At 39.8% G+C, this 18,434-nt stretch carries 18 protein-coding genes; 8 read left to right on the top strand and 10 right to left on the bottom strand.

The window, feature by feature from the left end; translation table 11 throughout:
* Window positions 1–134 precede the first annotated feature (134 nt).
* On the bottom strand, window positions 135–578 hold the full coding sequence (locus BMX30_RS11900) for a threonine/serine exporter family protein (RefSeq protein ID WP_090745569.1): 444 nt from the start codon (window positions 576–578) through the stop codon (window positions 135–137).
* Between the two features lie 22 nt (window positions 579–600).
* Window positions 601–1,359, bottom strand: a complete 759-nt coding sequence (locus tag BMX30_RS11895) for a threonine/serine exporter family protein (RefSeq protein ID WP_090745566.1) — start codon at window positions 1,357–1,359, stop codon at window positions 601–603.
* A 225-nt stretch (window positions 1,360–1,584) separates the two neighbouring features.
* On the opposite strand from BMX30_RS11895, the gene BMX30_RS11890 reads away from it, so the two are divergent.
* Complete coding sequence (locus BMX30_RS11890; protein ID WP_090745563.1) at window positions 1,585–3,240, top strand: M20/M25/M40 family metallo-hydrolase; 1,656 nt, start codon at window positions 1,585–1,587, stop codon at window positions 3,238–3,240.
* Window positions 3,241–3,285: 45 nt separating this feature from the next.
* Here the strand turns inward: BMX30_RS11890 and BMX30_RS11885 are convergent, their stop codons facing one another.
* Complete coding sequence (locus tag BMX30_RS11885) at window positions 3,286–4,431, bottom strand: acyl-CoA dehydrogenase family protein (protein WP_090745648.1); 1,146 nt, start codon at window positions 4,429–4,431, stop codon at window positions 3,286–3,288.
* Between the two features lie 247 nt (window positions 4,432–4,678).
* On the opposite strand from BMX30_RS11885, the gene BMX30_RS11880 reads away from it, so the two are divergent.
* On the top strand, window positions 4,679–6,337 hold the full coding sequence (locus tag BMX30_RS11880) for a glutamine--tRNA ligase/YqeY domain fusion protein (RefSeq protein ID WP_090745561.1): 1,659 nt from the start codon (window positions 4,679–4,681) through the stop codon (window positions 6,335–6,337).
* A 415-nt stretch (window positions 6,338–6,752) separates the two neighbouring features.
* Here the strand turns inward: BMX30_RS11880 and BMX30_RS11875 are convergent, their stop codons facing one another.
* The 4 genes from BMX30_RS11875 to BMX30_RS11860 all read right to left on the bottom strand — a co-directional run bounded on the left by BMX30_RS11875 (window position 6,753) and on the right by BMX30_RS11860 (window position 10,215).
* Window positions 6,753–7,574, bottom strand: coding sequence for a basic amino acid ABC transporter substrate-binding protein (locus tag BMX30_RS11875; RefSeq protein WP_090745558.1), 822 nt, complete (start codon window positions 7,572–7,574; stop codon window positions 6,753–6,755).
* 301 nt (window positions 7,575–7,875) lie between these two features.
* On the bottom strand, window positions 7,876–8,598 hold the full coding sequence (locus BMX30_RS11870) for an amino acid ABC transporter ATP-binding protein (protein WP_090745555.1): 723 nt from the start codon (window positions 8,596–8,598) through the stop codon (window positions 7,876–7,878).
* A complete protein-coding gene (locus tag BMX30_RS11865; RefSeq protein WP_090745551.1) occupies window positions 8,595–9,251 on the bottom strand; it encodes an amino acid ABC transporter permease in 657 nt (218 codons plus the stop codon). Before BMX30_RS11865 ends, BMX30_RS11870 begins: the two co-directional genes overlap by 4 nt.
* Window positions 9,252–9,393: 142 nt before the next feature.
* Window positions 9,394–10,215, bottom strand: a complete 822-nt coding sequence (locus BMX30_RS11860) for a basic amino acid ABC transporter substrate-binding protein (RefSeq protein WP_090745548.1) — start codon at window positions 10,213–10,215, stop codon at window positions 9,394–9,396.
* Between the two features lie 395 nt (window positions 10,216–10,610).
* On the opposite strand from BMX30_RS11860, the gene BMX30_RS11855 reads away from it, so the two are divergent.
* Window positions 10,611–12,269 (top strand): PAS domain-containing sensor histidine kinase, encoded by a 1,659-nt coding sequence (locus BMX30_RS11855; protein WP_090745545.1) that lies wholly within the window; start codon window positions 10,611–10,613, stop codon window positions 12,267–12,269.
* 58 nt (window positions 12,270–12,327) lie between these two features.
* On the opposite strand, the gene BMX30_RS11850 is transcribed toward BMX30_RS11855, so the two are convergent.
* Window positions 12,328–12,558: an excisionase family DNA-binding protein gene (locus tag BMX30_RS11850; RefSeq protein WP_090745543.1), complete on the bottom strand. Its 231-nt coding sequence runs from the start codon at window positions 12,556–12,558 to the stop codon at window positions 12,328–12,330.
* 61 nt (window positions 12,559–12,619) lie between these two features.
* Window positions 12,620–13,186 carry a DUF1836 domain-containing protein gene (locus BMX30_RS11845; protein WP_090745540.1) on the bottom strand — a complete coding sequence of 189 codons (567 nt, stop codon included), beginning with the start codon at window positions 13,184–13,186 and terminating at the stop codon, window positions 12,620–12,622.
* A 144-nt stretch (window positions 13,187–13,330) separates the two neighbouring features.
* Between BMX30_RS11845 and trhA the strand changes: the two genes are divergently transcribed.
* Entirely contained in the window at window positions 13,331–13,978 is a 648-nt protein-coding gene (gene trhA, locus BMX30_RS11840; RefSeq protein WP_090745536.1) for a PAQR family membrane homeostasis protein TrhA, read from the top strand.
* 227 nt (window positions 13,979–14,205) lie between these two features.
* Here trhA and BMX30_RS11835 read toward each other — a convergent pair whose 3' ends face one another.
* A complete protein-coding gene (locus tag BMX30_RS11835) occupies window positions 14,206–14,514 on the bottom strand; it encodes a MerR family transcriptional regulator (RefSeq protein WP_090745534.1) in 309 nt (102 codons plus the stop codon).
* A 241-nt stretch (window positions 14,515–14,755) separates the two neighbouring features.
* On the opposite strand from BMX30_RS11835, the gene BMX30_RS11830 reads away from it, so the two are divergent.
* From BMX30_RS11830 to BMX30_RS11815, 4 genes are all read left to right on the top strand, one after another.
* Window positions 14,756–15,076, top strand: a complete 321-nt coding sequence (locus tag BMX30_RS11830) for a MerR family transcriptional regulator (RefSeq protein ID WP_090745531.1) — start codon at window positions 14,756–14,758, stop codon at window positions 15,074–15,076.
* 190 nt (window positions 15,077–15,266) lie between these two features.
* On the top strand, window positions 15,267–16,577 hold the full coding sequence (locus BMX30_RS11825) for an ammonium transporter (protein WP_090745528.1): 1,311 nt from the start codon (window positions 15,267–15,269) through the stop codon (window positions 16,575–16,577).
* Between the two features lie 101 nt (window positions 16,578–16,678).
* Window positions 16,679–17,671, top strand: a complete 993-nt coding sequence (locus BMX30_RS11820; RefSeq protein ID WP_090745524.1) for a DUF294 nucleotidyltransferase-like domain-containing protein — start codon at window positions 16,679–16,681, stop codon at window positions 17,669–17,671.
* The gene (locus BMX30_RS11815) at window positions 17,658–18,392 is read left to right on the top strand and encodes an exonuclease domain-containing protein (protein ID WP_090745521.1); all 735 of its coding nucleotides are present in this window, start codon (window positions 17,658–17,660) and stop codon (window positions 18,390–18,392) included. Before BMX30_RS11820 ends, BMX30_RS11815 begins: the two co-directional genes overlap by 14 nt.
* Window positions 18,393–18,434: the final 42 nt, after the last annotated feature.

Genomic DNA, 18,434 nt, shown 5'->3' with positions numbered 1-18,434 from the left:
TTCAAGTCGGTTTTCCTCGTTTTGTACAAAAACAACATTCAAAAGTGGTTTTTCCACCGACAAATTGTTTTTATTCGACAGAAGCATCTGACTAAGCTAGGGACTAACAATGAGTGCAAGAATTTCGATTCTTATTACTGTTTTTGTGGATGGATATTTCTTTTAATAACATGATTAAGTACCTCAGAGAATATGAGACCGACTGCTATAGAACCAGATATCATCAAAGCCTTAACAGCTAAAGCAAGACCGCTGTTATAATCGTTTTCTACAAAATTTCTCATTGTATCATACGCTAAACCACCAGGTACGAGGGGAATTACTCCAGCAACACTAAATATAATCATTGGCATTTTATATTGTTTTGCAAATATTTGACTGATAAAAGCAATTAAAAAGGAGGCTGCAAGAGTCCCAATGACCGGCCCAAAGCCATGATAGGTTAAAACAAAATAAACAATCCAACCAAACATCCCTGACAAACCGCACTTCACCAATGATTCTTTCGGTGCATTAAACATAACACCAAATGCCGCCGAAGCAATAAAACTAGTGATAAGTTGTTCTAAATAAACCATCTAAAGCCTCCAAACACCATACTTAAAGGAATGATAAAACGACTGCAATCCCAGATCCAATTGCAAATGCTGTTAGGAAAGCCTCTGCCCCTTTTGAAAGCCCCGAAACTAAATGACCCGCCATCAAATCCCGGACAGCATTAGTGATTAGGAGACCCGGCACCAGCGGCATGACTGCCCCGATAATGATTTTATCTAACTCATTCCCCAATTGAAAAACGATAAATAAGTAAGAAAATAAACCAATAATAACAGAAGCTAAGAATTCGGAGAAAAACTTCACCGGTATTAGCCGATGGAAGAGGACTACTGAATAATACCCCGCTCCACCTGCAATCATGGCTGGGAGAACGTCAATCCAGCCCCCACCGAACATAATGACAAAACAGCCACTCGCAAATGCAGCTGCCAAAACTTGAACCCAAAAGGGGAACATCAATTGAGCAGACTCAATTTCCCTCAGTTGCCTACAGGCTTCCTCTAAACCTAAAGTACCGCCACTTATTTTACGCGACACGTCATTTACTAGCGCCACTTTTTTTAAATCTGTTGTCCGCTCGGAGATTCTGACTAGTCTTGTTGTCTCGGATCTTCCGTCTTCTGCAGAAAACATAATGGCTGTTGGTGTCACGTAGCTGTGCGTTTGTTGTACTCCTAAAGCTAAAGCCATCCGTTGCATCGTATCTTCTACCCGATAAGTTTCTGCACCACACCTTAGCATGATCCTACCTGCTAAGAGACAAGCATCCATTATTTCATAAATTTCTTCTCGATTTTTCATAAATTCCTCACTTCAAACAGGGCTATATCCCCTTGTTTTCCCAACCTACTCTCATTCTAATTACACCCACAAAAATATTCAATCAACTATCCTTCTAATTTCAAAACAAAGTAAAACCTCTTAATTGGAATGATCTGTTAAGAAGTCTTTATTTTTGAAACTTTCTTGTTTTTGCCCCATAATTGTATTAACTTTGAGCTAACTAGAATGGAAGGATTGAGAATCATGTTGGACTGCAGGGATGAGGTTTTATTTTACACAAAACAACTTATGAATATTGAAAGTATTGTTAATACAAATGGGGAAAAAGAAATTGCTCAAGTACTTTACTCAATGGTAGCTTCTCTGCCTTATTTTGTAGAAAATCCTAATAATGTAGTAATTTCTCAAACATCAGATGATGAACTTGAACGTTACAATGTCCTTGCATTCGTGAAAGGAACCAAAACCCATAGTAACAAAACAGTCCTATTAATGGGTCATGTGGATACTGTAGGCATCGATGATTTTAACCAACTATCAGATATCGCTTGTAATCCGGATGAACTAATCCAAGCGCTTCGTTCCGAAGAGCTCCCTCCTTCCCTCCGTGCCCATGTGGACAGTGAGGATTGGATGTTTGGTCGTGGTTCCCTCGATATGAAAAGTGGAGTCGCAAGTCATCTCTATTTATTAAAATATTACTCAGAACACCCCGAAGAGCTTGATGGAAATCTAGTTTTCCTAGCAGAATGTGACGAAGAAGACAGTTCCCATGGGATCTTATCAGCCCTAAAGGAACTTAAAGCGTGGCGCGAGGAACACGGGTTTCATTACGTCGCTGCGATTAACGCTGACTTCGTTGCACCCCGACATGAAGGAGATGAAAGCCGCTATATTTATAAAGGAACAGTAGGCAAACTACTACCTTCATTTTTTATTACCGGTGCTGAAACACATGTAGGGGCAGCGTTTGAAGGATTGGATCCAAATTTAATTGCAGCGGAATTAACTAGACAGATAGATTACAATCCTGACCTTTGCAATGAGGCACTTGGCGAGATTACGATACCACCTGTCTCTTTAAAGCAAATGGATTTAAAGCCAACCTACACAGTTCAAACAGCCTTATCCGCTTATGTTTACTATAATTTTTTTATTCACTCCTGGACGCCAAAGGATGTACTAGACAAACTTTCACATCAGGCGGAGATTGCCTTTGGAAATGCCTTAGACTTATTTGAGAACCGCTACCGTACATTTTGCCAACTTAGTGGTGAACCTTTCAAAGAAATTCCATGGAAACCACGTGTCTTGACTTATGCTGACATGGAAGCCGGTTTGGTTGAGGAATTTGGAACTGAATATTTGGAGCACATGAAAGAACATAAGGAGCAACTCCTTCTTGATCATAGCTTAGATGTAAGGATGTTCGCTGCTAGAGTGGTTGAAGAAGCGTGGAAATGGATGACCGATAAAAGTCCGGCTATCATTTTATTTTATTCATCGCTCTATTCACCACGAGTTGAATTATCCGGTAACACTCTTGACGAGCGAAACCTGGTTGAAGCATTAGACGAGGCGGTTGCTGCAATCCAACCTTCCTATGATAAACCAATTGTTGTTAGAAACTTTTTTCCTTACATCTCTGATATGAGCTTTATTGCAATAAGTGATGACGAGGTCGCACTCGATGCCGCCGCAAAGAACAATCCGAGCTGGGGTTCTAAGTTTTTTGTTAACTATCAGGATGTTCAGGATTTAAACGTTCCTGTCATTAATCTCGGCCCGTATGGATTGGATGCCCACAAGAAATATGAGCGGATGGAACTTAAATATTCGACTGAGATTGTTCCGAACCTAACGAATCTGGTCATTAAAAATGTCCTAAGAAAAGAGTAGACTATATGAAAGAAGGTACCAATACAAAATCAGTACCTTCTTTTCTTATTTCAAGCCAATAACCTTTTTAGCTAATATTTCAATTGTTATATCATCCATTGGCGGGTTATGAAGACCTGCACGGACATCGCGGTAGTACCTTTGGAGAGGGTTCTTTTCAGACAGACTTCTTGCTCCAACCACTCTCATTGCAAGGTCGACAACCTTGATTGCACTATTAGTAACAGCCATCTTCACGGCTCCTAGCTCCGCCCCCATCTGAGCTCTTTCTTCCTCGTCGAAAGCATCCCATTGCTTTGCAACAGAATAAAGGAAATGACGTGATTTCATCAATTCCAATTCCATCTCTCCAATCTTTTGGCGAACAGCTGGTATTTCACTAATCGTACCTTGAATGCTGTTTGGTGAATACTCTTTCGCAAACTGAATAGCATAGTTTTGTGCGGCCCCAGCGATTCCTAAGTAGCAGGCAGGAATATGTAATAACCAACCACTTGCTCCTTTTTTTCCCGGAATAATGGTTTCAACGTAGTCCTCTTCATTGACTACAACCTGTTCCAGGATAAGATCATGACTTCCTGTACCACGCATCGCCACACTATCCCATGTTTCCTCAATGCTAACGCCAGGGTTGGTTCGATGAATGAGAAAATTCCCTACCTCGTCTTTCCCCTCTATAGATGCACTAACAATGAAATAGTCGAGAACGGGAGACATGGTCGTAAAAATCTTACGTCCATTAATGATCCATGTATCCCCTTTTTTCCGAGCGCTTGTTTGTGGCTTTCCTCCTCGGGTTGGACTACCAGTCTGAGCCTCACTTGCAGCACTGTTAAGTAGCGCACCATTTTGAACCTCACGACAAACTTTATTAAAAACACCCTCTTTCCATGGCTGTTTTTCATGTAAGTTCTTAATAATCCCCATATGCCAGCCAATTGAAAGTGAAGTTGATCCGTCTCCTTGAGCCAACTTTTCCTGCATACGAACGAGTTCATATAAAGTTAATTCGCTACCTCCGTATTGTCTCGGAAGCGTCAAACTAGTGTATCCAGACCTTCTCAAAGCCTCTATATTATCAAATGGAAAACCACCCTCTTCTGTCTCGGAAGCTCGTTCTCGAAATTGTTCTGCAAGCTTGCCCATTAATTCCAGCCTTGCTGTGAGTGTATTAGCCTCATGAAAGTTCACCTTGTTTTCCTCCCTCATTTATAGCCTTCCAAAGTGGATAAGCAATCATTACATTCGCTATATTAAACATACCAAAGTTTGCTGCATTTGTTTAAAGAACTGTTTTACACTACAATAGCGATTGCAACTTTCCGTGCATCTGCGATAAAATTGTAATTCAAGTCATTTCTTATTAGTATATAATCTTGTAGAAATGTATAATGATGATAATACTTTACATAAAAAAAAACGGAAAGGCTGATATGGATTGGAAGAAAGTTCTAATTTTATCAAAACGATTATTAAAGAAGATTTAGAATCTGGTAAACGCAACAAGGTTGTCACACGGTTCCCACCTGAGCCAAATGGTTATCTCCATATTGGTCATGCTAAGTCCATTGTCATTAACTTCGGCCTCGCAGATGAGTTCAAAGGGACGACAAACCTAAGATTCGATGATACAAACCCCTTAAAAGAAGATCAAGAATTTGTTGACTCCATCAAGGAAGATGTCGCATGGCTTGGTTACGAGTGGGATAATTTATGCTATGCCTCTAATTACTTTGGGGAAATGTATGAGCGTGCCGTCCTTTTAATTAAAAAAGGAAAAGCCTATGTGGACGACCTTTCCGCAGAACAAATTCGCCAGTATCGCGGAACCCTTACTGAGCCAGGTAAGGAAAGCCCGCACCGTGACAGGTCAATTGAGGAAAATCTAGATTTGTTTGAACGGATGTTGAAAGGCGAATTTGCGAACGGTGAGAAGGTGCTCCGCGCTAAAATCGACATGTCTTCACCTAATGTGAATTTGCGTGACCCAGTGATTTACCGAATATCCCATTCAACTCACCATAACACTGGCGATAAATGGTGCATTTACCCGATGTATGCTTTTGCACACCCTCTTGAAGATGCGATTGAAGGCGTTACTCATTCTTTATGTACCACTGAGTTTGAGGACCAACGCCCATTTTACAATTGGGTTGTCGCTGAATGTGAAATGGAAAATATTCCTCAGCAAATCGAGTTCGGTCGTTTAAACCTTACGAACACGGTAATGAGCAAGCGAAAACTAAAACAGCTTGTTGAGGAAAACTATGTGGATGGCTGGGATGACCCACGTCTGCCGACTATTTCCGGTTTGAGAAGACGCGGATTTACTCCTGAGGCTATCCGTGAATTCGTTGCTGCCGCTGGTGTTTCCAAAGGATATTCAACAGTTGATGCGCAAATGCTAGAGCACTTTGTTCGCGAAGATCTTAAGTTAAAGGCTCCTAGAACAATGGGCGTACTTAAGCCATTAAAAGTTGTGATTACCAATTATCCAGAAGGTGAAGTTGAGTGGCTTGATGCCGAGATCAATCCTGAGAATCCTGAAATGGGAACGAGAAAGATTCCTTTTTCCCGTGAAATTTACGTCGAACAAGATGATTTCATGGAGGATCCACCAAAGAAATACTTCCGTTTGTTCCCTGGGAACGAAGTACGATTAAAGCATGCTTACTTTATTAAATGTGAAGAAGTCATTAAAGACGAAGATGGTAATGTGGTCGAACTTCGCTGTACTTATGATCCGGAAACAAAGAGTGGTACTGGATTTACTGGCCGGAAAGTTAAAGGAACTCTCCATTGGGTTGATGCAACACATGCATTACCAGCTGAATTCCGCCTGTATGAGCCCCTTATTCTAGATGCGGACAAAGATGCTGAGGAAGAAAATGATGGGAAGACTTTCTTGGATTATATGAATAAAAACTCCCTTGAAGTGCTTCAGGGCTTTATTGAACCAAATATGAAGGATGCCCAGGCGCAGGATAAATTCCAATTCTTCCGCCATGGTTATTTCAATGTAGATCCAAAGCATACGACGGAGGACAAGCTCGTTTTCAACCGTATCGTTTCGCTTAAGAGCTCTTTTAAATTATAAAAATTGAAGGGCGATCGGCCAACTCGTATACATTTGTTTGTATCCGAGGAGGCCGAATGCCTTTTTATTTTTATTTGGTGACCTTTCTCCCACTCACAACTCCCACTTAGGGCACCAATCGATCTCATTGGTGACCTTTCTCCTTCTTGCATCCTCCACTTAGGTCACCAATCACACTTATTGGTGACCTTTCTTCCGCTCGCAACTCCCACTTAGGGCACCAATCATACTCATTGGTGACCTTTCTTCTTCTTGCCTCCTCCACTTAGGGCACCAATCGATCTCTCGGAATCCTTCGTCATGGCAACATTCTCCTATCAAGCATTGTGAAATGAAACCCCATCCCGTCCCCTAGCAAAACCAACAAAAAAACCGCCTCCCAATAACTAGGGAAACGGTTTTACACTGTAGTTTATTATTGCTGCGCTTTTAATATTTCTATATTCGGCTCAATCCCAAACCATTCTTTGTAGATTGCTGTATACGTACCATTATCTAGTACAGTATTTAGGGCAGTATTAAATTCCTCTACCAACTCGCTGCCTTTTGGGAACAAGAGGCCATAGAATTCTGAATCAAAAGTTGCATCCTCCACTACTGTGAGGTTTTTATCCGGATTATTTTTTGCAAACTCCTCAACTACTACATTATCGGCAACAACAGCGGCTGCACCACCGCTTTCCATTTCCATGATGGCTAAGTTATTATCTTCAAACTTTTTGATATCTTTATGGTTTTTCCCTAGCAATGCATCCATTGCAGCCTGTCCAGTTGTTCCATTTTGTACCGCGACTGTTTTCCCCTTGAGATCCTCAGCTGATTGAATGTCGCTATCTTTTGGAACTAAAATTTTATTAGTAGATTGGAAGTATGGTACTGAGAAATCATAAGTCTGCTTTCGGTCATCATTAATCGTAATTGCTGCAACAGCCAAGTCTGCGCGCTTGCTCTCAGTTTCAACGAAGATTGGATCCCAGCCGAGATGCTCAACGGTAATTTCGTATCCAGCTTCTTTTGCGACAGCATTGATCAAATCAATATCAAAACCAACAACTTCTCCTTTATCAAGGAATTCCATTGGTGCATATGCTGCATTTGTCACCACACGTAAAGTTTTCTTTTCATCACTAGAACCTGCTTCACTAGTGTCACTGTTTGTTTCAGCCGTACCACAAGCAGTTAAAAACAAGGTAAATGCCAAAATAAGACTCCATAGTAAGACGAGATTTTTTTTCACAATGTTTCCCCCTAATTTTCACCTTAGAAGATACGAAACTCTAATCTTCCAATATTTTTATAATTATTCGATAGGATTATTATAACCCTGCATGTATTATTATGCAATATAGTAAATAAAAAAACTATAGCAAACTACTATTTCACCAAGTTAACCTCTACTTAAACCCTTTATTTACATAAGTTATCGGCAAAGTTTAATCTATCCACCTCAGTTTGAAACTCTTATAAAAATGCATATACATTAAAAAAGACACCTATCCCAAGTGTATTGCTCTCCTTGGAATAAGCACCTCTTTTCACTACAGAATCTTACTAAGGAACGCTTGTGTTCTTTCATGCTGCGGTGATTCGAATAATTGCTTTGGCTCGTTTTCCTCAACAATATATCCGCCATCCATGAAGATAACACGATCTCCTACTTCACGGGCAAACCCCATTTCATGCGTCACGACGACCATTGTCATCCCTTCTTTAGCAAGTTGCTTCATTACTTCAAGTACTTCGCCAACTACTTCGGGGTCAAGCGCTGAGGTTGGCTCATCAAAGAGCATGATTTTTGGTTCCATCGCTAATGCTCTTGCAATCGCCACTCGTTGCTTTTGTCCTCCTGATAATGAACTAGGGTAAGCATTTGCCTTTTCCTCAAGGCCCACCTTCTGAAGAAGCTCCATTCCTTTTTTACGTGCCTCTACCGAAGAAACCTTGCGTACTTTTGTTGGTGCAAGCATGAGATTCTCAATCACCGTTTTATGTGGAAATAAGTTAAAATGCTGGAACACCATTCCTACTTCCTCACGCATTTTATTAATGTCGTTTTTCTTATCGGTAATATCCTTGTCTTCTATTAAGATATGCCCTCCCGTAATCGACTCAAGTAGGTTAATGCATCTCAATAAGGTGGATTTCCCAGAACCAGAAGGTCCAATAACAACAACCACTTCTTGGGGCTCTATGGATAGGTTGATATCCTTCAGAACTTCATTATCGCCGAAGGATTTCTTTAAGTTTTGAACTTTTATCATTCAGTCTTCAACCTCCTTTCAAGTCGGTTTAATAGGAAGCTCAAGCTGATGGTTAGAATTAAGTAAATGACTGCCGCAGCTAAGTATGGCTCCCACACTTTATAATATTGACCTGCCATAGCTCGTCCCCAATACATAATCTCAGGTGCCGTTATAACTGCTGCTAAAGAGGATTCCTTGATAAGAACAATAAACTCATTACCAAGTGGCGGAATCATCCGTTTAAAAGCCTGTGGCAGAATAACATGCCACATCGCTTGAACATGATTCATCCCTAGTGAGCGAGCTGCCTCCATCTGCCCCTTATCAATGGACTCAATTCCTGCCCGGAAAATCTCCGCAATATAAGCTGCTGAATTCAATGATAAAGCGATGATGGCTGCATAAATGGCATTGGTCTCCCCAATAAGGAAAGGTACCACTCCAAAATGAACTAATAAAATTTGTACAAATAAAGGCGTTCCACGAAAAAAGGTAATATAGACCGTAAACGGAAAGGCTAATAGCTTATTTTGCAGCATTTTGCCTAATCCAATAAATAACCCAAACACTGTTCCGATTAGAATCCCTGCGATAGAGAGACCAATTGTTAATAATGTCCCCTTTAATAAGAAAGGAGCATATTCTACGATAATATCAAAACGAAAATCCATAGTTGATCCTTCCCTCTGGTTTTGATATTCGCATATTTGACCTTGTAGTTTTTACTCCGAGGCTTTGCGAATACCTCTTTCAGATAGTAATTTTAGATAAAAATTGCGTAACTATTGATCAGTTACGCAATCTAGTTCACCTTTATTGCTGTTCTTTTAATACTTCGATATTTGGTTCAATGCCAAACCATTTTTGATAAATTTCAGAATAAGTTCCATTATCAAGCACGGCATTTATGGCGGTATTGATTTCTTCAACTAACTCACTATCCTTAGGGAATAAAATACCATAATATTCAGAGTCAAAAGTGGCATCTTCAACGACCTTTAAATTTTTATCAGGGTTATTCTTTGCGTACTCCTCGACAATCATATTATCAGCAACAACAGCATCTGCTCCGCCGCTTTCCATTTCCATGATGGCAAGGTTATTATCTTCAAATTTCTTAATGTCTGAGTGATTTTTACCAAGGAGAGCGTCCATAGCCATCTGGCCAGTTGTTCCATTTTGAACCGCTACTTTTTTCCCTTTAAGGTCTTCTGCACTTTGAATGTCGCTTCCCTCTTGTACTAGAATTTTATTAGTAGATTGGAAGTATGGATTAGAAAAGTCATATGATTGTTTTCTTTCATCAGTAATAGTAATAGAAGAAACCGCTAAATCCGCACGTTTACTTTCAATCTCAACAAAGATTGGATCCCACCCAACATGCTCCACTTCAACCGCATAACCAGCCTCTTTTGCAACTGCCTTAATAAAATCAATATCGAAACCAACCACTTCACCTTTATCTTGATATTCCATTGGTGCATATGCAGCATCTGTTACGATACGTAGGGTCTTTGTTTCACCCTCATTATTTGCTTCGGTCTCGCTACCAGTCTCCTCAGACGTACCACAGGCTGTTAAAAATACAGCTAACATTAAAACAATGCCCAATATTAAACTTGAACTCTTTTTCATTTTATGTCCCCCTTATTTTATCTTTTAAAAATAATATGCAAGTAATCTAAAAAAATATTATTTAAATTCCGTTTTCGGGTTTATTATAACTTCTTTTGAATTTATATGCAATAAAATATATTGTAGTAGTTAACGAAAAACGCTTTACTAGTATAGTAATTTCAACCATTTAATCCATATAGTTATAAGCAGATAACATTTTATTATTATACAATGTCTAATCATTCGGCATAGTCGGTATTCCCCACCCTTTCATTCTTCCTATATCTACATCCTCTATTTTTTCCAAATTTGTGCTACTATTAGATTCGAATTAGAATGGTATATTAGAGAAAACTTGTTTAATAAATAGAAATAATGTTTGGATATACGTTGAAAGACAGGGGTTTAATTTCATGCAAAAAAAGAATATGTTTCTTTTATTTACAGGACTTAGTCTAATTTGGATTTTTGGAACAAATTACCTTGTAGAGGAATATGCTCCTGACCATCTTGCTCATTTGTATGAGCAAGGAAAAGAATTGTTCTACGTTATAGTAACGGGATGTTTTTTTTACTTTTATGTAATGAAGTCAGAAGAGTTGAGCGTTGCGAAGGAAGAGGAGCGACGATTATCCACACTGATTAATTCCATGGTCGACGTTGTCATCTTTAAAGATGGTGACGGTCGATGGATTGAAGCCAATCAGTTCGGACTTAAACTATTTCACCTTGAAGATGTTGACTACCGTGGAAAAAAGGACTCTGAACTCGCGGAACACACGATTCTTGGAGATGCTCTACGTTCATGTGAAATAACTGATGAGGAGACTTGGCAAAAAGGAGTCATCTCGCGTGTCGAAGAAGAGATCCCTACTCCGGATGGATCACTTAAAACCTTTGACACGATTAAAGTTCCACTCTTCTATTCTGATGGTAGCAGAAAAGGTTTTGTTGTCATTGGAAGGGATATTACCGAGAGAAAGCAGGTAAAAATGCTGCTTAAAGAGAGTGAACAACGCTATAAATCCTTGTTTGACTATAACCCGGATATTGTTTATATGATTGATATAAACGGAGTTATTACCAATTTAAATCCACAATTCCATTCCATAACTGGGTATAAACCTGAAGAGACAATAGGCTTACACATAGAGAAAATCATCCCAAAAAGGGATAAGGATGAGATTTTAAAGGCTATTTCATCCATTATTGTTGATCAAAAACCAGAGAGTTTCGAGTTACAGATTATGCATAAAGAAGGGCATAAAATCATTCTTGAGTGCGCTTCTGTGCCGATGATTATTAATGGTGAAGTTGCTGGGATCATTGGATATGGAAAGGACATTACGCAAATCAAAGAGACAGAAGAACGCTTGCGCAGAACCGAGAAACTATCTGTGGTCGGGGAACTCTCAGCCAGTGTCGCCCATGAAATTAGGAATCCACTTACATCACTCAAAGGATTCGTTCAGCTATTAAAGATGGAGGATGAAAAACACCATCTTTATTATAAAATCATGCTCGATGAACTCGATCGTATCAACCATATAGTCGGTGAACTTCTCCTGTTGGCGAAACCGCAACAAGTTAAATACAAAAAGGCTAATATCGGGAACATATTATCAGACGTCATTTCTCTACTTAAAACAGAGGCCAGTCTGCATAATGTCCAAATTAATTTTGATATGCCGAGCGAGAACCTAGACATCGAGTGCGAACCCAATCAGCTCAAACAACTATTCATTAATATTATTAAAAATGCGATAGAGGCATCCAAATACGGTGACTTAATCGCAATCACCCTAGAGCAAAGAGGGGAAAACATTTTAATCATCGTTAAGGATAACGGCTGCGGGATTACAAAGGAGCGATTAAATAAAATCGGCGAACCCTTCTACTCATCAAAAGAAAAAGGTACCGGTCTGGGGCTGACGGTCTCGTTTAAAATTGTTCAATCGCACAATGGGAAAATCCAATTTAACAGCGAGAAAGCAAAAGGAACTGAAGTTCAGATCGAACTACCTATAGAAAATAATAACAAATGTTCAGGTGATGAACCTGGGAGTGCATAGTACCTCAATACCAGGGGCTGTCTAAATAATAGACAGCCCCTTTTTACGTACAAAGAAGTCAATCCTCATCCTTCACATCAAAATCCTCTGGAATCGGTTCATTCAATAATTCTTCAGCTAGTTTCTTATATTTCTCTACCTGTCTTAAATGCGTTGCAAACTGATCTTTATAAATCAAGTACTGATCTCCATCATAAATCGCACGAATTCGTTTTAACCTAATCAGGCTTTCTATTTGTTGTTCTGGAATAGATAAATATCCGGCGGTCTCCTTTATGGTCATGTACAATTTTCATCATCCTTTCATACGCTTCTGTTCAATAAACTCGAACAATATACATTAACACAGACTAATCTTTAAGAGTGTCAACTAAGCTTTCTGCTGCTTTCCTATATAGATTACTCATATTTACCAACGAGGCAATAAGGAGGACCTTCTGTAGATAGTCGTCGGAATCAATCTCAGTTTTAGCTAGCTCGTCCTTTGCATCTTTGGCCTTGTCCTTTAAGTTTTCTTTATAGAATTCAGTATTTCTATCAAGAAGGTTCAGATAGCTTTGGTAAAAAGGATCAAGTTTAAAATCCTCCGTCACAACTTTTTCATTGACTCCATCAAGGACAAGCTTTATATCACCGATGGATAAAGCGCCCTTTAACTGGAAAATTAGCGAAATTAAAATGATATGTTCCTTAGAATATTTCTTATTTTTTACTGGGAAGAACAATTTTCCTTTGGCATAATTATTTATCATTGTTTTCGTTAAAATTTTTTCTGTTTCATTCCGCTTAGAAGGTTCAAAGGTTTTTTCAAATAACTGGATAACTTGGTCCATATACAAATCGATGCTTGGTATATCTTCTAAATGAACATTCTGCTTCAAGTCTAATTGATTAATCAACTCATTTATTTGGTTCATTTTCTGCCTCACTTTATATTCTAATGCTTCTTATTATAGCGACATTATCCCTAAAGGTAAACATTGACTATGTTTCGTATTATTAGTATAATCATACATAGTTTCGAAAACTACTTAGTATAGTTTTAGAGGGAGGTTAATTACATGAGTCAAATCGTAAGAGAGCCGATAAACGGATTTACCCATCTTGCAGGGGCCATTCTTTCTTTTGTTGGTCTACTTGCCCTGGTGATCAAGGCCGCCACTGGCCAAACTTCAACTATAACCCTTACAGCAGTCATTATTTTTGGATTAAGTATGATTCTTCTCTATAGTGCCTCAGCTACCTATCATATGGTAGTCGCACGTGATGCTATCATTGCCTTTTTGCGACGTTTAGATCATTCCATGATTTTTGTGCTCATCGCAGGAACATATGCCCCATTTTGTTTAATCACTTTAGATGGATTTATAGGAGCAATTTTATTTTCCATCATCTTGTCATTAGCCATCGCTGGTGTCGTTTTCAAAATGGTCTGGTTTGAATGTCCAAGGTGGCTATCTACAGGACTTTACATTGCTATGGGCTGGATGATTGTGTTTGCAGCCCCGACATTATCTGAAAACCTTGCAACTCCTGGCCTATGGCTATTAATTATTGGTGGGTTTCTTTATACGATTGGCGGGGTTATTTACGGCTTTAAACCTGGTTTTTTAAAAACAAAATATATGGGTTTTCATGAGATTTTCCATATTTTCATTTTACTTGGAAGTCTCGCTCATTTCTTAAGTGTCTACAATTATGTATTATAAATCTACACTATCGCCCCTATTGCTATAATAGGGGCTTTTTCCCCCAACCATCAATGTTTAATTACCTCAAAGGTTAGTACGCAAGTGGCTTCCTTAAAGGGCAAAGGATTATGTAAAGTGGTTAGTATTGAAAATTCACGAATCCCCCCAAATAGAACCGTCAGGAGGTCCTGACGGTTCTATTTTGGTCTACTATGAACATGAATTCTCCTCTTACTGTCCGTGTGTTACCTTTTTCTCAACCCGAACTGTGCATTCAACTGACCCTTAATCATTTCATCCCGCACCTTTTGGCGACTTATATCCTTTACTAGTTCTTTCTTAATTTCAGCAGTCTGCACTCCCTCTTCTCTTCTCTCTGCAATTTTCATTAGTGTTTCCACATCTGAAAATGAATATTTCCTACCCCCTTTCTCTGTCCTGCCTGGCGATAGCAAACCGCGTTCCTCATAGTAGCGTATTTTCCGAAGCGACAACCCTGTTAAATCACTCACAATCCCAATTGATATCACTTTTTTATCTTTATAAGATGACATTGCTCCCTCCTTCTACAGAGTCTAGGAGTTACACTGCTATTACTGTTGATTATGGCGGATTTAAAGCATTTCTCAATCTTATTGGAAGATGTCCTGACAATCATTTTCGGTTAGCAGGACAATAGTCATTTAGCTTGAATTCTAAAATTTTGGAATTTTTTGTTGTTTTACTTTAAATTGATGTGAGATAATATTACATATTTTTAAAAAAGTAGCTCGAAACCAAAATGGGGTGGATAGAATGGCAAAAGAAGCTTCTTATAAGGATAAAAAAGTCATTACGATAGGAATTGTTAGAGAACTGACCGGGTTGTCCGAACGACAGATTCGTTACTATGAGGAACGCAAGCTAATCTTTCCCGAAAGAACAAGTGGAGGCAGCCGAAAATATTCATTTGCGGACATTGAATTGCTAATGGAAATCGCTGAGAAGATTGAGGATGGTGTACAAACATATGAAATTCGTCAGGAAATGAAGAAGAAAAATGCTGATGCAACTAAACTACGCAATAAAATGATTCAAGGGCAGCTTAACGCACAATTCGGAACACGTAAAAGGTAATACCATCGTATCTGCATCCAGTTTTCATAGTACAATTAAACGAATATCAATGAGCAAAAAGGCAATCTGTTCCTCCTCTTCCAAATTATATGTAAGGTTTTCTAACATCGTTGTAGAAATAACTTTGTAGCGATGCGAAAATACAGTTACAAGAAAGCCAAATAAACAATTTTGGAAGGGGAGAATGATTATGGATACGATGTTTTTAATGAATAGCCTTTGGGTTATGGTATCTGCGGTGTTAGTTATCTTAATGATCGGGGGCTTTATTTTACTCGAAACGGGATCAACTAGAATGAAAAACGCCGGACACATTGCCGGTAAAACAATTCTCACATTTGGAATTGGTTCAATCGTCTTTTGGGCAGTCGGTTACGGGTTAATTTTTGGAAGTGGAAATGCGTTTATTGGACTATCGGACTTCTTTTATTCAGGCTATGATGTTGAAGGATTAGGGCTATCCGGGGCAGTATTCTTTTTATTCCAAACAGCCTTTGCTGGAATTTCATTAACCATTGCCTTCGGTGGATTTGCTGAAAGAGCGAAAATGGGAGTATACCTTGTATTCGCGGTTCTTTTCTCAGTGTTGGTTTACCCTCCAATAGCTCACTGGATCTGGGGTGGAGGCTGGTTGGCAGAACATGGAAAACAGGATTTTGCTGGCTCCACTGTTGTTCACTTAACTGGTGCAATGGCTGCTTTAGCAGCTACGATTCTTTTAAAACCGAGAATCGGGAAATACAATAAAGATGGTTCTGCAAACAATCTTTACGGACATAACCAAGTCTACACAGCACTAAGTGTTCTACTACTCTGGGTCGGTTGGTTCGGTTTCAACGCTGGGAGCACAATAGCCGTTGATGATGCATTCTTTGGATTTGTTGCCGTAAACACAAATCTTGCTGCGGCTGCCGGTACAATTGCTGCAATGATCATTTCTTGGGTGGTTATGGGGAAAGCTGATGTTTCCATGATGTTAAACGGTGCTTTAGCCGGCTTGGTTGCGATTACAGCATCTTGTGCTTTCGTTGATACATGGGCGTCAGTAGTCATTGGTTTTGTCGCAGGAATTCTCGTATTCTATAGCATTCGCTTCTTTGAAGCTCGTAAAATTGATGATCCAATCTATGCACTTTCGGTTCACGGTGCAGCTGGTATCTGGGGAACACTTTCAACTGGATTCTTCGCGACACCTGAACTTGCCTCTGTTGGTCAGCCTGGCTTATTCTACGGTGGCGGATTTGAACAATTAGGCGTGCAGTTATTAGGAGTTGTCGTATGTGGCGCCTTTGCCTTCATCGTCTCCTTCGTGCTATTAGCGATTATGAAAGGTGTTATGGGCGGTCTCCGTGTAACAGAAGAAGAAGAAATTATGGGCCTTGATATTAGCGAGCACGGTGCATACGGATACCCTGAAATGCTACAAGCAGAACAAACAACTAGTAATGATAATCCTTCTATTAAACACATCGGAGGAGATAGTGGAGCTGTAAAAGCTTAGCTACCAAAGACAAATAGGTTATCAATAGTTAATATCCGCACTTCCCCTTGGGCCTAGTACTCAGGGGGAACTGCTATTTTTATAGTGAAGGAGAAAATGGCATGGCAAACTTCAGCGACTACTCTCATATTAGGGCGTTCCGGGACCAGGAAATTAGCCATGTCTGGTCCAGTTTAACTGATTTAAATGAATTCCATGATGAAATTATCGAGCAAACTGTCTCCATTTCAATGAAAACACTTCAACAAACTCTAGGTCCACCACCTTCCTCCTTCTGCTTCTTCATCATGGGGAGCGGGGGGAGAAGTGAACAAGGGATTTGGAGCGATCAAGACCACGGGATTGTGTATGATGAGACCGATAACCCTCGTGCACAGGAGTACTTCTTAGAACTTGGAAAAGAAATTTCCGAAGGTCTACAAGTGACAGGGTATAAAAAATGTGATGGCAATGTCATGGCTAGTAACCCCTTATGGTGTAAACCAATTGAAGGCTGGCACGCTCAATTAACCACCTGGATACTCGACTCATCCTGGGAATCCATTCGCCATCTTTTAACCTTTATTGACGGAAGAGCCCTTATGGGAACAGAGTCTTTACTCACACGGTTAAAAAAAGCCGTCCACCACTCTATTCATCATGAGCATTTGCTTCCCCGTATACTTCAAAATACCATGCATATTAGAAAAGGCATTGGAATTTTGGGTCAATTTCTAGTGGAATCTCATGGGGCTTTCTCCGGACATCTAAACGTAAAGGAAACAGCTATCTTTCCCTATGTTAATGCCGCAAGACTGCTGGCTATTCGCGAAAAGATTCTGGAAACCTCTACACTTGACCGCCTGAAACACTTACCTGATTCTGTGTTACCTTTCTCTAAGCGCAAACAGTCTATCGAGCAATTTCAACAGTTACAGAACCTTCGTTTGACCTTTGCAAGTCCATTAGACTATGAATCTGGACATTTCATAGCAATAGACCAGCTATCGAAACAACAAAGGAAAATGGTAAAAGAGATTCTTAAGGACGGTGTTCATCTGTTTGAATATGCAAGAAAACTTGTAGAAAAGGAAGATTTCCATGGGCATGAATGACTTTATCCAGTATTTCAGAGGGATGGGAACTAAAAAAATCGGCTCAAACGTCCTTGCAGGTCACGGTCAAACAAACGCACAAAGTATCTCCTTCCTACGTCAACTTGAGAAGGAAGTCAGGAAGAAAGATGATTTAGCAACTCCACTAAGTAAGCTTGAATTCGTTGTGTTTGATATCGAAACTACAGGGTTCTATCCAGAAAAAGGAGACGAAATCATTTCTATTGGCGCTGTTAAAATGAAGGGGCTGGAGTTACAGGAGCAAGAAACCTTTTATTCCCTTGTCCAGACTCACTCCCCTCTATCCCCACAGATTACAGCTTTGACTAATATTCGTGAAGAGGAACTGCGAACTGCTCCCAAAGCCTCTGATGTTTTGCTGAAGTTTTTCCATTTTACATCCAGTAGAATTCTGATTGCCCATCACTCCAAACATGAGCAGCGCTTTATGCAGAAACTCACGTGGGAACTCACCCGCACCAAGTTTCAACACCGGATTATCGATACTTCTTTTCTAACACGAATTATTGATCCCACATCAGGCTCACAGCCTTTGGAGAAAATTTGCACAGAGTACGGGATTGAAATAAAAGACCGTCACCATGCCCTCGGGGATTCCTTAATGACGGCAAAGTTATGGGCGCACCACATCAAAAAGGCTCAAGAAGCTGGCTTCCATACCCTCGGAGAAGTTTACGAACACCTGGCAAAACTCGGGTGATCGAGTCCTAATTTCCATATCAAAAACTCAACCCCAAAAGGT

The organism is Mesobacillus persicus (assembly GCF_900109925.1).
Classification (GTDB): domain Bacteria; phylum Bacillota; class Bacilli; order Bacillales; family Cytobacillaceae; genus Mesobacillus_B; species Mesobacillus_B persicus.
This window is presented reverse-complemented; position numbering and strand designations above follow the sequence as displayed.